General features: G+C 54.6%; 13 protein-coding genes. 6 read left to right on the top strand and 7 right to left on the bottom strand.

Going from position 1 to position 15,226, the window contains the following annotated elements; all coding sequences use genetic code 11:
• The first annotated feature begins 52 nt into the window (after nucleotides 1-52).
• Nucleotides 53-1,162 (top strand): YcbX family protein, encoded by a 1,110-nt coding sequence (locus GRPL_RS05005; RefSeq protein WP_032700364.1) that lies wholly within the window; start codon nucleotides 53-55, stop codon nucleotides 1,160-1,162.
• Nucleotides 1,163-1,168: 6 nt separating this feature from the next.
• Here the strand turns inward: GRPL_RS05005 and zapC are convergent, their stop codons facing one another.
• The gene (gene zapC / locus GRPL_RS05000) at nucleotides 1,169-1,711 is read right to left on the bottom strand and encodes a cell division protein ZapC (protein WP_004860132.1); all 543 of its coding nucleotides are present in this window, start codon (nucleotides 1,709-1,711) and stop codon (nucleotides 1,169-1,171) included.
• Between the two features lie 167 nt (nucleotides 1,712-1,878).
• Entirely contained in the window at nucleotides 1,879-2,889 is a 1,011-nt protein-coding gene (gene pyrD / locus GRPL_RS04995) for a quinone-dependent dihydroorotate dehydrogenase (protein ID WP_004860131.1), read from the bottom strand.
• A 250-nt stretch (nucleotides 2,890-3,139) separates the two neighbouring features.
• On the opposite strand from pyrD, the gene ssuE reads away from it, so the two are divergent.
• The 5 genes from ssuE to ssuB are packed head-to-tail and all read left to right on the top strand — an operon-like array spanning nucleotide 3,140 to nucleotide 7,384.
• Nucleotides 3,140-3,715, top strand: a complete 576-nt coding sequence (ssuE, locus tag GRPL_RS04990) for an NADPH-dependent FMN reductase (RefSeq protein WP_004860128.1) — start codon at nucleotides 3,140-3,142, stop codon at nucleotides 3,713-3,715.
• Nucleotides 3,708-4,670, top strand: coding sequence for a sulfonate ABC transporter substrate-binding protein (locus GRPL_RS04985; protein WP_032688505.1), 963 nt, complete (start codon nucleotides 3,708-3,710; stop codon nucleotides 4,668-4,670). The genes ssuE and GRPL_RS04985 overlap by 8 nt, the downstream gene beginning before the upstream one ends.
• Nucleotides 4,667-5,812, top strand: coding sequence for an FMNH2-dependent alkanesulfonate monooxygenase (gene ssuD, locus GRPL_RS04980; RefSeq protein WP_032700365.1), 1,146 nt, complete (start codon nucleotides 4,667-4,669; stop codon nucleotides 5,810-5,812). Before GRPL_RS04985 ends, ssuD begins: the two co-directional genes overlap by 4 nt.
• Before the next feature lie 10 nt (nucleotides 5,813-5,822).
• A complete protein-coding gene (gene ssuC, locus GRPL_RS04975) occupies nucleotides 5,823-6,614 on the top strand; it encodes an aliphatic sulfonate ABC transporter permease SsuC (protein WP_004860122.1) in 792 nt (263 codons plus the stop codon).
• Complete coding sequence (gene ssuB, locus GRPL_RS04970) at nucleotides 6,611-7,384, top strand: aliphatic sulfonates ABC transporter ATP-binding protein (protein ID WP_032688507.1); 774 nt, start codon at nucleotides 6,611-6,613, stop codon at nucleotides 7,382-7,384. Before ssuC ends, ssuB begins: the two co-directional genes overlap by 4 nt.
• A gap of 110 nt (nucleotides 7,385-7,494) precedes the next feature.
• On the opposite strand, the gene pepN is transcribed toward ssuB, so the two are convergent.
• The 5 genes from pepN to GRPL_RS0125935 form a co-directional block, all read right to left on the bottom strand.
• Entirely contained in the window at nucleotides 7,495-10,110 is a 2,616-nt protein-coding gene (pepN, locus tag GRPL_RS04965; RefSeq protein WP_032700366.1) for an aminopeptidase N, read from the bottom strand.
• Nucleotides 10,111-10,410: 300 nt separating this feature from the next.
• Complete coding sequence (locus tag GRPL_RS27890; protein WP_155274643.1) at nucleotides 10,411-11,415, bottom strand: hypothetical protein; 1,005 nt, start codon at nucleotides 11,413-11,415, stop codon at nucleotides 10,411-10,413.
• A 53-nt stretch (nucleotides 11,416-11,468) separates the two neighbouring features.
• Nucleotides 11,469-11,789 carry a S24/S26 family peptidase gene (locus GRPL_RS0125930; protein WP_032700367.1) on the bottom strand — a complete coding sequence of 107 codons (321 nt, stop codon included), beginning with the start codon at nucleotides 11,787-11,789 and terminating at the stop codon, nucleotides 11,469-11,471.
• A gap of 271 nt (nucleotides 11,790-12,060) precedes the next feature.
• Nucleotides 12,061-12,870 carry a hypothetical protein gene (locus tag GRPL_RS04960; protein ID WP_032700368.1) on the bottom strand — a complete coding sequence of 270 codons (810 nt, stop codon included), beginning with the start codon at nucleotides 12,868-12,870 and terminating at the stop codon, nucleotides 12,061-12,063.
• A 5-nt stretch (nucleotides 12,871-12,875) separates the two neighbouring features.
• A complete protein-coding gene (locus GRPL_RS0125935) occupies nucleotides 12,876-15,218 on the bottom strand; it encodes an SGNH/GDSL hydrolase family protein (protein ID WP_434799913.1) in 2,343 nt (780 codons plus the stop codon).
• Nucleotides 15,219-15,226: the final 8 nt, after the last annotated feature.

A 15,226-nucleotide genomic window follows, 5' to 3' on the forward strand; every position in this document is an offset into this window, starting at 1 on the left:
TGCGCCTCATGTCATAAAGTTAAAGGCTTATTTTTAAGCCCAGAGGCAGCGCATGCTAACGCTATCGCGACTTTTTATTCATCCCGTCAAATCCATGCGTGGAATTGGTCTGACGCACGCGTTTGCCGATATCAGCGGCCTGGCCTTCGATCGCGCCTTTATGGTGACGGAAACCGATGGCACCTTTATTACCGCCCGTCAGTTTCCGCAGATGGTGAAGTTTACGCCATCTCCGCTGTACGACGGTATTCATCTGACGGCGGTAGACGGCAGCAGCGCGGTGGTGCGCTTCAGCGATTTTTCGGCGCAGGAGGAGCCTACCGAGGTATGGGGGAATCACTTCACCGCGCTGATCGCTCCACCATCGGTCAACCAGTGGCTCAGCGGTTTCTTTAACCGCGATGTTCAGCTCCGCTGGTTAGGACCCCGCCTCACCCGGCGGGTGAAGCGCCACGATGCCGTCCCACTCACCTTCGCCGATGGTTTCCCCTATCTGCTGGCTAACGAAGCCTCACTGCGCGATCTGCAAAAACGCTGTCCGGCCAGCGTGCGAATGGAACAGTTTCGCCCTAACCTGGTGGTGACCGGTGCGGCGGCCTGGGAAGAGGATACCTGGAAAGTGATTCGCATCGGTGACGTGGTTTTTGACGTAGCAAAACCCTGCAGCCGCTGCGTGCTGACTACCGTCAGTCCGGAACGGGGGAAAAAGCATCCTTCCGGTGAACCGCTGGCCACGCTGCAACGGTTCCGCACCGCGCTGGATAGCGGCGATGTCGATTTTGGACAAAACCTGATTGCCCGCAACAGCGGCGTAGTGCGCGTGGGCGATGAAGTGGAAGTGCTGACTCGCGGCCCGGCAAAAGCCTATGGCGCAGGCGAGAGCGACGATACGCCCGCGGTTGTCGCACAGCCGGATGCCGTCATTGAAATTGAATGGCAGGGGCAGCGGTTTAGCGGCAATAATCAGCAGGTATTGCTGGAGCAGCTGGAGCAAAAAGGCATTCGAATCCCCTACTCTTGTCGGGCGGGGATTTGCGGCAGCTGCCGCATCAGACTGGAAGAAGGCGAGGTCAGCCCGTTGAAGAAAAACGCGGTCGCTGACGATGGCACGATTCTGTGCTGTAGCTGTATACCGAAAACGGCCTTACGGCTGGCGCCTTAGCGCGTTTTAAACCGCCTGACCCAGGCTGTAGCTGGTCATACCCTGTGCCGGTTGCAGCCTGTCGTTCATGATTTTAATCACATCCCCCAGCTGCATGACTCGCCCGGCGACCGTCACGCCCGGCTGAGCCAACAGACAGAGCGCGGCATTTTCACCCGGCTCAACCACCAGCAGATTAACCTGCTGTCCGCTATCGCTGAGCCAGGCGCTGGCGGCGTCGCCGGTGGCAGGCTGCCAGGAGACTTCATGCGTTGTGAAGTGCCAGCTCTTTGGCATCTGCGGTTTCAGGAAGCGAATGGCGACCAGCGCATTGAGAACTAATTCCGCGCGCTGCTCTTTCGATAACTCGATATCGCGACATTTTTCTTCAAAAGAGAAATACAGTGCGGCATCGTCGACACAGAATCCGGAAGGTGAGAAGGCATCGGGCGTCAACATCCGACGCGCAAACCGCGAACGGAACAACATACCATTGGCCAAATCGAGCATCATACGATCGTGCTCTTCATCGTAATACCAACGCCAGTTATCGTCAGGTTTAATTCGCATCGTTCCCCCGTCCTCTTTCCCGTGCATCTCTTATGCAATAGCATCCTGCAACAGAATAATTTCCAAAATTAAGAAAAGACTAAAATGTCTAAATAAGCAACAATGAAGGAATATAAAACAACCAGGGCCGGAAATAAAGCCCTGGGGGGGATCAGAGGAGGAAAAGATTAGATATGGGTAACAATTTCTTTAATCAGCGGAGGGCCTTTAAAAATAAATCCGGAATAAATCTGGACAAGGCTTGCACCGGCGGCGATTTTTTCCCGTGCGGCGATCACCGAGTCAATCCCTCCGACTCCGATAATCGGCAAACGACCGTTTAATTCTGTCGCCAGCATACGGATAATTTCCGTACTCTTTAATTGTAATGGACGACCGCTGAGGCCACCGGTTTCATCACAGAATTTCATTCCCTGGACCAGCGAACGATCGAGAGTAGTATTGGTGGCAATGACCCCATCAATATTATGACGAACTAAACTATCGGCCACCTGGATCAATTCCTCAAGAGAAAGATCCGGGGCGATCTTCACAGCGACTGGGACATATTTCTGATGCTTTTGCTGCAGCTCAAGCTGCTTATTTTTAATACCAGAGAGTAAATCATCCAGGGCATCGCCGTATTGTAAGGTACGCAGCCCTGGGGTATTCGGTGAAGAGATATTAATGGCGATATAGCCGGCATACGGATAGACTTTTTCCATACAAATCAGATAATCATCTTTACCCTGCTCAACCGGCGTATCTTTATTCTTACCGATATTAATACCGAGAATACCGTCAAAATGCGCCTTTTTAACGTTCTCAACCAGGTTATCAACGCCGTGGTTATTAAAGCCCATGCGGTTGATCAAACCTTCGGCATCCACCAGACGGAAGATCCTCGGCTTATCGTTCCCCGGCTGCGGACGCGGCGTTACGGTACCAATTTCAATGGAGCCAAAACCCATGGCGCCGAGCGCATCAATGCACTCGCCGTTCTTGTCCAGCCCAGCGGCCAGACCCAGCGGATTTTTAAACGTGAGACCCATGCAGGTGACCGGTTTGGACGGCACCTTCTGACGGACCAGCATTTCCAGCGGCGTACCTGATACGCGACGTAATTGTTGAAAAGTAACTTCATGAGCGCGCTCAGGATCGAGCTGAAAAAGGGCTTTACGAACGAAGGGGTAGTACATGAACTCTCCTGGATTCCCGGTGTGCAAACCGGGGGCGTATTATGTTCGATTGACGCCTGAAAGGGAATTGACCTACGACAAAAAATCTCGCATCCAACGCAAACGTTTACTTTTCGCCCCCGCGTTATGCAATTTCTGACAAAACAAGGGTGGAAAAATCATTTAGGGAAATAAATCGGCTCTGTCACACTGCCAGCAAATGTTATCAATTATAGATAAATGCAAACATTTGGTTATAAGGAGAGAGAAGATGCGTGTCATTACACTTGCGGGCAGTCCGCGTTACCCTTCCCGTTCCAGCGCGCTTCTGGAATATGCCAGAGAGACGCTCTCCGCGGCAGATGTTGAAGTCTGCCACTGGCATTTGCAAAATTTTGCTCCGGAAGACCTGCTGTATGCTCGCTTCGATAACCCGGCATTACATACGCTGAATGAACAGCTGGCAGGCGCCGATGGGCTTATCATCGCTACCCCGGTCTATAAGGCCTCTTTTTCCGGCGCGCTGAAGACGCTGCTCGACCTGCTCCCGGAACGGGCGCTGGAGGGGAAAATCGTCCTGCCGCTGGCCACCGGCGGCACGATCGCCCACATGCTGGCGGTGGATTATGCGCTGAAACCGGTGCTCAACGCCCTGAAAGCGCAGGAGATTCTGCACGGAGTATTCGCCGACGATAGCCAGGTCACCGACTATCAACATAAGCCGCAGTTTACGCCTAATCTGCAGGGACGCCTCGACCTGGCGCTGGAGACCTTCTGGCAGGCGCTGCACCGCCCGACCAGCCGCGCTCCCGCGCTCAAGACCCTCCGCGGGGTGGAACATGCCTAACCTTTTCAGGACCCTCGCGCTGAGCGGGTTGCTGACGCTATCGGCCCTGAGCCATGCGGCACAATCCGCGCCGGACGCGCTGCGCATCGGCTACCAAAAAGGCAGCGTCAGTATGGTGCTGGCTAAAAGCCATCAACTGCTGGAGAAACGCTACCCGAACAGCAAAATCACCTGGGTAGAATTTCCCGCCGGTCCCCAGATGCTTGAAGCGCTAAACGTCGGCAGCATCGATCTGGGCAGTACCGGCGATATCCCACCGATTTTCGCCCAGGCCGCCGGTGCCGATCTGGTTTACGTCGGCGCGGAACCCCCGAAGCCAAAAGCGGAAGTGATTCTGGTCGCGGAAAACAGCCCGATCAAAACCGTCGCTGAACTGAAGGGCCGTAAGGTCGCGTTTCAGAAAGGCTCCAGCTCCCACAACCTGCTGCTAAGGGCATTACAGCAGGCAGGACTAAAATTCAGCGATATTCAGCCCGTTTATCTTGCCCCCGCGGACGCCCGCGCGGCGTTTCAACAGGGCAATGTTGATGCATGGGCTATCTGGGATCCCTACTATTCAGCCGCTCTGCAACAAGCGAGCGCCCGGGTGCTCAAAGACGGAACCGATCTGAAACAAACCGGCTCTTTCTATCTGGCTTCGCGCCCCTATGCAGAAAAGAACGGCGCCTTTATTAGCGGCGTGCTCGACACCTTCAGCCAGGCGGATGCCCTGACGCTGAGCCAACGTCCGCAAAGTATTACCCTGCTGGCCAAAACGATGGGCCTCCCTGAAACGGTGATCGCCAGCTATCTGGACCATCGGCCGCCGACCACCATTACTCCCGTCAGTGCCGAAACCGCCGCCCGGCAGCAGCAAACGGCCGATCTGTTCTACGAGAACAAACTGGTGCCGAAAAAAGTCGACATCCGTACCCGCATCTGGCAACCCGCAACCGCACAAGGAGCGAAATCATGAGTCTGAATATGTTCTGGTTTTTACCGACCCACGGTGATGGTCGCTACCTGGGGACTGAAGAGGGTGCCCGCCCGGTGGATTACGGCTATCTGCAGCAAATTGCGCAAACTGCGGACCGCCTCGGTTTTACCGGCGTCCTGATCCCGACCGGGCGCTCCTGCGAAGATGCGTGGCTGGTTGCCGCTTCAATGATTCCCGTCACCCAGCGCCTGAAATTTCTTGTTGCCCTGCGCCCGAGCGTGACCTCTCCGACTGTCGCCGCCCGCCAGGCCGCTACGCTCGACCGCCTGTCCAACGGTCGGGCGTTGTTTAACCTGGTCACCGGCAGCGATCCGCAGGAGCTCGCCGGTGACGGGGTTTTCCTCGACCATACCGAACGTTACGAAGCCTCTTCTGAATTTACTCATATCTGGCGCCGCCTGATGGAAGGCGAAACCGTGACCTTCAATGGAAAACACCAGCGGGTACGCGGTGCGAAGCTGCTGTTTCCGCCCCTGCAGCAGCCGCGCCCGCCGCTCTACTTTGGCGGATCGTCCGACGTGGCGCAGGATCTCGCCGCCGAGCAGGTCGATCTTTATCTCACCTGGGGAGAGCCCCCGGAGCAGGTGGCGGAAAAAATCGCCCAGGTGCGTGAAAAAGCCGCTCGTCACGGTCGTACGGTCCGTTTCGGTATTCGTCTGCATGTCATTGTCCGGGAAACCAATGAAGAAGCCTGGGAAGCGGCCGAAAGCCTCATCTCGCATCTGGATGACGACACCATTGCCCGGGCGCAGGCCGCCTTTGCCAAAACCGACTCCGTCGGACAGCAGCGGATGGCCGCGTTGCACAACGGACGGCGCGACAAGCTTGAAATCAGCCCTAACCTGTGGGCCGGCGTCGGGCTGGCACGCGGAGGTGCGGGAACCGCTCTGGTCGGCGATGCGGCTACCGTAGCCGAACGCATCAATGAATATGCGGCACTGGGTATCGATAGCTTTATCTTCTCCGGCTATCCGCACCTTGAAGAAGCTTATCGCGTCGGCGAACTGTTGTTCCCGCTGCTGGATGTCAATATCCCGTCGATTCCGCAGCCGCAACCTCTGCACCTGCAGGGCGAGGCGGTGGCCAACGAATTTATCCCGCGCAAAGTCGCACAAAGCTAAGGAGCACATCATGGCTACGTCTGCGCAAAAACTGCTGCTGCGGGTTGCCCCCTGGCTGCTGCCGGTGGGGACCGTCATTATCTGGCAGCTCGCCTCTTCCGTCGGCTGGTTATCCACCCGCATCCTCCCCTCTCCGGAGGGGGTGCTCAAGGCCTTCTGGACGCTTTCCGCCAGCGGCGAACTGTGGCAACACCTGGCCATCAGTTCATGGCGTGCTCTGCTGGGCTTCGCCATCGGCGGTTCCATCGGGCTGGTGCTGGGCCTGATAAGCGGATTGTCGCGTTGGGGAGAGCGTCTGCTGGATACCTCGATTCAGATGCTGCGTAACGTCCCGCATCTGGCGTTGATTCCGCTGGTTATTTTATGGTTCGGCATTGATGAAAGCGCCAAAATCTTCCTCGTCGCGCTGGGGACCATGTTCCCAATCTACATCAACACCTGGCACGGCATTCGCAATATCGATCGCGGACTGGTGGAAATGGCGCGTAGTTATGGCCTGTCCGGCTTCGCCCTGTTCCGCCATGTGATTCTGCCGGGGGCCCTGCCCTCGATAATGGTCGGCATCCGCTTTGCCCTCGGGCTGATGTGGTTAACGCTGATTGTGGCCGAAACCATCTCCGCTAACGCCGGTATTGGCTACCTGGCGATGAATGCGCGGGAGTTTTTACAAACGGATGTGGTGGTGGTCGCCATTATTCTGTATGCCATTCTTGGCAAACTGGCCGACTTCAGCGCGCAGCTGCTGGAACGCGTCTGGCTACGCTGGAACCCGGCTTATCATCTTCAGGAGGCCAACGCATGACTACTGCCCGTCTGAACCCAGGGATCCCGCTGTTGCTTAACGGCGTGACCAAACGCTACGGCGAAAATACCATTCTTAACGCACTGGATTTACATATTCCGACCGGGCAGTTTGTCGCGGTGGTCGGGCGCAGCGGCGGCGGCAAAAGTACCCTGCTGCGTCTGCTGGCCGGGCTCGAAAAACCCAACGCTGGCGAGCTGCTGGCCGGCTCAACGCCGCTGGCACAGGTCCAGGAAGACAGTCGCATGATGTTCCAGGACTCGCGGCTGCTGCCGTGGAAATCGGTGATAGACAACGTCGGTCTTGGATTGAAGGGCCAATGGCGTGATGCCGCCCTGCAGGCGCTGGCCAGCGTTGGCCTGGAAAACCGCGCCGGCGACTGGCCGGCTGCGCTCTCCGGCGGACAAAAACAGCGCGTTGCGCTGGCCCGCGCGCTGATTCATCGTCCTCGCCTGCTGCTTCTCGATGAACCGCTGGGTGCGCTGGATGCGTTAACCCGGCTGGAGATGCAGGATCTGATCGTCTCGCTGTGGGAGGAATACGGTTTTACCGTACTGCTGGTGACGCATGATGTGAGTGAGGCGGTGGCCATGGCTGACCGGGTGCTGTTGATTGAAGAAGGGAAAATTGGCCTCGATGTCGCCGTCGATATTCCACGACCGCGGCGGACCGGATCGGCCAGACTGGCTGAACTGGAAGCCGAGGTGCTGAACAGAGTGATGAAACGCGGTAAGAGCGAATCGGCGCCGCGCTTATTGAGCCACGGTTAAGCCAGCCCGGAGATCGCCCCGGCGGGGCGGTGCCTGGCGGGGCGACGGCCCGAGATTGTGAATAGCCCGGATAAGGCGCATCCGCGCCGTTATCCGGGATTCCTGCCCCGTTACGCCAGCGCCTTACTGATTTTCTCGAACAGATCCCCGGAGAGATTCTCCAGACCTTTCAACTGCTCCAGCGCCGCGCGCATCAGCGCCTGGCGTTTAGCATCGTAGCGTTTCAGTCGAATCAACGGTTCAATCAACCGGGACGCCACCTGCGGGTTGCGGCTGTTGAGTTCCGTCAGCATCTCCACCATGAACTGATAGCCGCTGCCATCTTCGGCGTGGAATGCCGCCGGGTTACTGCCGGCAAACGCGCCAATCAGCGAGCGTACGCGGTTCGGGTTGCTCATGCTAAACGAGCGGTGATTCAGCAGGCCGCGAACCGTCTCAAGAACATTGTCCGCCGGGCTGGTGGACTGCAGGATAAACCATTTATCCATGACCAGGCCGTCCTGGTGCCATTTGTCGTCATACTCCTGCATCAGGGTATCGCGGCAAGGCAGCTGCGCGGCGACCGCGGCCGACAGTGCAGCCAGCGCGTCGGTCATGTTGTCGGCCTGATGATACTGGGCGACGACCAGCTTATCCGCCAGCGCAACTTCACCAAACGCCAGATAGCGCAGGCAGGTATTGCGCAGTGAACGCTTGCCGATATCGGCGTGTTCCACGCGATAGCTCGCCAGCTTGTTGACGTTGTAAACCGCGAGGAACTCGTCCGCCAGCTCTTTTGCAAGCGTGCGGGTCAACGCTTCGCGAACCGCCGCAATGGCGATCGGGTCGATTATCGCAAACAGCTCAGCGATTTCATTGGCGGAAGGCAACGTCAGAATTTCAGCCGCCAGCGCCGGATCGATCTTCTCATCCAGCAAAATCGCACGGAACGCATCGGCGACGTGAACCGGCAGCGACAGCGGCTGGCCCTGCTGATGGCGGTTGACGTTCAGCTTGATGTAGGTTGCCAGCAGGCTCTGCGCGGCATCCCAGCGGGAGAAGTCGTTGCGCGCGTGGCGCATCAGGAAGGTGAGCTGCTGGTCGCTCCATTTATATTCCAGCTTCACCGGGGCGGAAAACTCACACAGCAGCGCCGGTACCGGCTGGAAGTAGACGTTGTCGAACACAAAAGTCTGCTCGCTCTGGGTCACATTCAGCACGTGATGCACCGGATGGCCCCCTTTCTGCAGCGGGATCACCTTCCCTTCGTTATCATACAGTTCGATATCGAAAGGAATGTGCAGCGGCTGTTTCTCCGGCTGTTCCGCGGTCGGCGGCGTACGCTGGCTGATGGTCAACGTATACTGCTCGGTTTCCGGATTGTAGTCGTCATGGACGCTCACCACCGGCGTGCCGGACTGGCTGTACCAACGACGGAAATGCGACAGGTCGACGTTCGAGGCATCCTCCATCGCCTGGACAAAATCGTCGCAGGTGGCGGCGCTGCCGTCGTGGCGCTCGAAGTACAGCTGCATCCCTTTCTGGAAATTCTCTTCGCCCAGCAGCGTATGGAGCATGCGGATCACTTCGGCGCCCTTCTCATACACCGTCAGGGTATAGAAGTTATTCATCTCGATAACGCTATCCGGGCGTATCGGATGGGCCATCGGGCTGGCATCCTCAGCGAACTGCAGACCGCGCATGGTGCGCACGTTGTTAATCCGGTTCACCGCGCGCGAACCGAGATCGGAGCTGAACTCCTGATCGCGGAACACGGTCAGCCCTTCTTTCAGGCTCAGCTGGAACCAGTCGCGGCAGGTCACGCGGTTGCCGGTCCAGTTATGGAAGTATTCGTGGCCGATGACGCGTTCAATATCGAGATAATCTTTATCGGTTGCGGTATCGGTGCGGGCCAGTACGTATTTGGAGTTAAAGACGTTTAGCCCTTTGTTCTCCATCGCCCCCATATTAAAGAAGTCGACGGCGACAATCATATAGATGTCGAGGTCGTACTCGAGACCAAAACGGGTTTCGTCCCATTTCATCGAGTTCTTCAGCGAGGTCATCGCCCACGGCGCGCGGTCGAGATTGCCGCGGTCAACGAACAGCTCCAGCGCCACTTCACGTCCGGAACGGGTTTTGAAGGTATCGCGCAATACGTCGAAGTCGCCGGCCACCAGCGCAAAGAGATAGCACGGTTTCGGGAACGGATCCTGCCACTGGATCCAGTGACGACCGTTATCCAGCTCGCCCTGCGCCACGCGGTTGCCGTTGGAGAGCAGGAACGGGTATTTCGTTTTGTCGGCGATAATTTTGGTTGTGAAGCGGGCCAGCACATCCGGACGATCCAGGTACCAGGTAATGTGACGGAAACCTTCCGCCTCGCACTGGGTGCACAGGGCTTCGCCAGACTGATAGAGACCTTCCAGGGCCGTATTCGCCGCCGGGCTGATTTCATTGACGATGGTCAGGGTGAAATGTTCCGGTAATCCGCCGATCGCCAGCTGGTTATTTTCTTCTTTATAGTTGCTCCACGGCTGGCCATCCACCTGCAGGGAGACCAACGTCAGGTCTTCGCCATCCAGACGCAACGGCGCATCGGACGCCGCCGCGTGACGGGAGACTTTGCTCTCAGCCGTAACCACGGTTTTCTCGGCATCCAGGTCAAAGGTCAAATCGATATCGCTAATCAGATAATCCGGCGCACGGTAGTCGTGGCGGTATTTGGCTTGGGGCTGTTGTGTCATAAAAAACCTTTAGCATGTTCCATAAAGTGTCAAACCCAGTCTATTCCTGTTGCGTAGATCGCGCTATGCAGAATCTTCATCTTTTCAACGCTAAACACGAAAATTGCTACATATTGATAATATAAGAGCGTAGTTTCTATTAACATCCAAGGTCGCCCAAGAGCGCATTCATAAACAACAGGTTATGGCCTTGATGGATACATGGTTACTAAGTTCGCCCTCGTTCGCCCTCATTTTATGCCCCATCCATGCCCCATTCATCGCCACTTTCAAAAGTGGTATCACAATTCGACACGCCGATCAGGCAAGCTCATAAACAATGCAGCACCCTTTATTCCCAGAAAGACCGGCAACATTCATTCCAGCTCCTGCATAACGACCATCAGCACCGCGTCCGAACGTCCCACCCGGGAATTGTGATGGATAAGCAATAAATCCGGTAGCTGTACCTGCAGTGACCTGCATCACCTGTGGTGACTGGGCGTCTCCGTTACTTGATGCAAGCACAGTCCCTGCCGATGTGTTTACAAGTCCCGTGTAACGATAAGCGCTCCCGGAGATGAACGATCCAGCAGACGAAATTCCAGTAGCCCCTGAGAAGCCCCCGGCAACGGTAACAAGACTACCGAATGAAGATTGTCCGCCAGCATTCCCTGGAGAGCCGCCATTCCCTATTGTTACATTCACAGAACCGGGAACATCTGTAGAATTAAATATTGATTTATTATACTGGCCATTGTAACCAGGTTGAGACCCCCCAGTAGATGCACTATCAGCAGAGATGGAATTAGAACCTCCACCGGCCCCTACTATCTCAACAATTACCTTTCTTGTTCCCTCTGATTTTACATACACCCCATTATCATTAAATATTTTAATGTCAATCAAACGCCCATTTATTGTCCCATCAGATGAGCCAAGATTTAACAATGCCGCTTTTACTGATTCGCTTCCGGCATCCGATATTTCTGACAAGTTATTAGATATTTGCAAGCACGATAAAAAGGAGCCTGCCGTCATCATGTTTGCAACAATATCATTCGTTGACCATACTCTCGCAGGTGTCCCTTCTTGTCCGCGAATAACAGTCATTACATCACCACTTACAGAGGTAACATGAACAATTTCTGATATTGTTTTCGTCGCTGCATCAGTTATTGTTAATTTGAAATAGCTTTGACCCGGTACCGGCACAGGAAATAAAGAACCCGCTCCGCTACCAACTGTAATAACGGTGGCGGAGGCGCTTATTCCTGAAGAAAGTACACTTTTCGCATTATTATTGGCTAAAAGACTCAGAGCCATATATCCTCCAAAAAACAGCCGAATTTAAGCGGCTAATAAATATGAGATAGTATTTAGATAACTGGGGCGTCATCTCTTTGCAGATCAATGATCGTATGCGTAACCACGCCGCCAACTTCAACGTCATCAAGTGCCTCTCCCTCGATCGCCTCCCCGTCAGTCGTGATTAACGCCATTCCCATCAGTTTTGCGAACTCAGTGCGGCCGTCATAGCTAATCAGCACTGTGTCGCCCTGCTGAGGCCTGCGAGACACGTCAATGACCGCATAGCCCTCGCTGGTTTCGATTGCGAGCGTATTGGCACCAAGGTTGCACAGACTGGTTATACTGATCCGGCGTTCGACATAGTCAGTTGCTGGAGAAGGAAAGCCCATATCACAGCCCTCCGTTCGGATTAAACAACTGGAAAGTGCGGTTATCGCCTTCCTCAGTAGACACGTCCCGGAACGTCGTGACTGTGCGCCGCCCGTTTGGCTCAATAACAATTGACCGAAACCAGGCGGCCTCAACGTCTGCTGTGCGTGGCATGATCTGAACCTCTCAATAATACTGTTTTTACATACAGTAGTTTTAATTTGGAATCTGATCAAGTGAGTGTTCGGCTATCAATTTTCACGATAGCCGTAAGTGATTACTATTACTGGTTTATCCTAAATCTGTAATGCCCCATGCTGCATTAAGGTATGTGCTGATACTGTCGATAACAGATGCCACCTCAGCCTGTGACAGGGCAGCTTCAAAAATCAGTTCCATACCCATGGTGATATCCGCACCGGCTGGATATGCCGCACTGGCATGATGCGAACCAATCCTGATAGTTCTCCCCGTGTAAGCCGTCCTGTTAGTCAGCGCTCTTGACCCCTGCCATGCAAGAGCACCCCCTTGCCGACCGCCGATTCGGGCAATGTTATTATCGCCGTCAATCAGTGATACAAAGGCCGCCCATTTCGTCACATCATAATTGGTCGTGAAGTTATTAATCATATTGGTCGGCGTGGCGTTGTTATCTTCAACAAATGCGCCATAGATGGTATTTGGTGCAGTGGCCGTATACATAAATGCAAGGCCATCACCGCGGTATACAATCGGTGATCCCGAGTAATTGTAGTTACCCATCATGAACGCTTGCTGCGTTTCGGTGGCCGCCGTCGGTTTTACCGGCTTACAGATCACGATATGGGTCTGGTTCCTGGTAGACACCCTGCCTGTATCGAAACAGTTACTGAAATTACACACAGCGCCAAAGGTCGGGGAAATTGTCGGTGTGCCTACCATGGTCAGCGGAGTGGAGCTGTCAGCCAGATTCCTGATGCTCAGCGCGGCATTGCCGCCCTGGACATGCATACCTTTCAGTCCGGTAGTGACAGGCAAATCGGGCAGCATAAAATGCCCCTTTTTGGGGTGGCTTCCTGGAATAACAATGTCGCCCAGTTTTGGAATATAAATTGTGCTCATATTTTTTAGCCTTTAATCAGCGCGTTATTAAGGGATGAAGCGATCATGTTTCCGCCAACGGTGCTCGGGTGCAGGTTATCAATGAAGCAGCCAAGCCCGTTCATTTCCGTCCAGGTGTCGAACAGGTCATAAATACTGAAAAACTCACAGTTCAGCGTCTGAGATAGGTCGTACATTACGTCACGGAAAGCAACGAGCGGTGTTACCGCGGTGCCGTTGGTTCTCGGGGGAGCCATGAGGATGAAACCCACGTCAGGCAGTACAGCGCGACATGCGGCCATATAGGTTTGCAGTGCAGTGCGAAATGTCTGGGTTCCGGTTGAAATGCGGTAGTCGTTGTTACCAATGACTATAGCGATCACGTCAGGCTGAATGGTGCTGAGGTATTCCGAGATTTTGTCGGAGAACAGCAAAAACTGATCGGCGAGAATCCCGGCATTACCTGCCTTACTCATCACGCATCCTGCAACGCCAGAGCGCCAGAAGTAAAATCCATGTATGGCCACGCGCCCGGTATTCCCGTCAGTCTTGGTATAAATCGTCCTGACCTCATCCGTCATACCTGTCAGTAACACAGATTTCGTCGTGCCTGTATTTCCACACACAACAGTGGTCCACTGTGTCACCCCGCCAACGTCGTAGCCGTACTGAAAGGTGCCATTCAGGTCCTGATAGTAAATACGGCAATCAGTACAGCGCACGTTCGTTACGTTGAAATAGGCCGTGTTCGTCGTGGTGTTGATGGACTGGCCGTCAATACCGCAGCCATAAAGCGGAGCTCCACTCGTCGGCGAAGCGTCATATAAATCCCAGCCGGCAGAGCGAAAGATATTTGAACCATCGCGGGACGCACCATAGTTCACAGTGCGCCAGCCTAAACCAGCGTCACCATATTCAGCACTCAGGACGCCAGCGATTGCGGTCGCAAGTTCATTATTCTGCGTCCAACTGTCACCCGTGAGAAGAAAATTAGGCTGCGTAGCCATCCCGGCTTTGAGTTGCGCCTTTTTGGCTTTCCAGCGCCACAGCGTGCGACTGTCGGTATGCAAAGGCATGTTGTAATAGGCGGTATACATGCGGCGCTGGTATGCGCTGGCAAGTGACGCGCTGATGTTTGGTCCGACCCCGTAAGCATCAAACTTTCCATCCTGAAACCAGAACAGAACGTTATCACTACCATCCGTCATGCCCGGAACGAATCCCGCCGATACAAGCGGGACCGCTTTATTAAGGGCGGGGGAAATAATGGAGTTAATATAGTTCCATATTTTTGTTTTAAAACTTTCGGAAATAATGGATACATCGAATCCACTATCCCACCAAACCGGAACGTTATTATTGGCATCAATAAACAGAGGAAAGAAAGCGTTTGATACATCATCTACCTGAGAATTTAGTGCATCACCCAGCCTAGAATGAACGTCATCATAAATCATCTGGTATAGAGCTAATGAAAGTCGTGATACTGCAAAACCATCATCCCACCAGACCGGAACGTTATCAGCTCCATCAGTGAAAAACGGGAAATAGTTGTTACCGACGTCGCCGCTCACAATAAACCGACTGATGAAATCGAAAACTGCGTTTATGGCCTCCTGTGACGGCATTACCCTGCCAGTTGGCTCCAGTGTCCCGGCAGTATTGATGACCTCAATAGCCAGCGCTCCACCATCTGAGCTGCGGTAATACGCAGTTGCCCCAGTCGGAATATTTCCAGCATCTGCATCAGCCTGTGCCGCCGCCAGAGTAGGAAACTCGCGAATAGTCCCTGTTACCGCCGCCGTTCCTGGCTGTTTGGCCTGAAGTACTGGCACACCTGCTTTGTTTTGGTACTGCCATGCAGCAGACAGAGCGTCGGGACCCTGAGCCACCCAGAAAGACTGACCGTCAGTAGTAGCCGCCATACCAGCAATTGTGCCGTCCGGATCAGTTGCTGTCTTATAGAACGTGAACTTATTCTGCGCGTATTCAGAAGCATTATCTGCATATTCGGCAGCCTGCGACGCAGACTCTCCAGCCTGCTGCGTGTACTGAGCGATCACATTCAGCGTGTCAGCGGTCATCATGTTTGCCGCGAAGTCATTGGCTGCCCATGCTCGCGCCAGCGTACCTTCCTGCGCACGCTCAATCGTGAAGATATCGCCTGTTTTTGCTGTAACGTTCACAATTTCAACTTGTGAACCAGTGGCTGCGTCAATGATGGTCAACTTAAAATAGCTGACACCTTCCTCGACGCTTGGGAACTCGGCACCAGTTCCAGCGCTAACGATCAGCGACGTGTCGGTTGCGCTGATAGCAGAAGCCAGCGTGCTTTCTGCGTTGTTTGTAGCCAAAAGGGTCAGTGCCATGTCTCCTC

The organism is Klebsiella planticola ATCC 33531, from assembly GCF_000735435.1.
Taxonomy (GTDB): Bacteria; Pseudomonadota; Gammaproteobacteria; order Enterobacterales; family Enterobacteriaceae; genus Klebsiella; species Klebsiella planticola.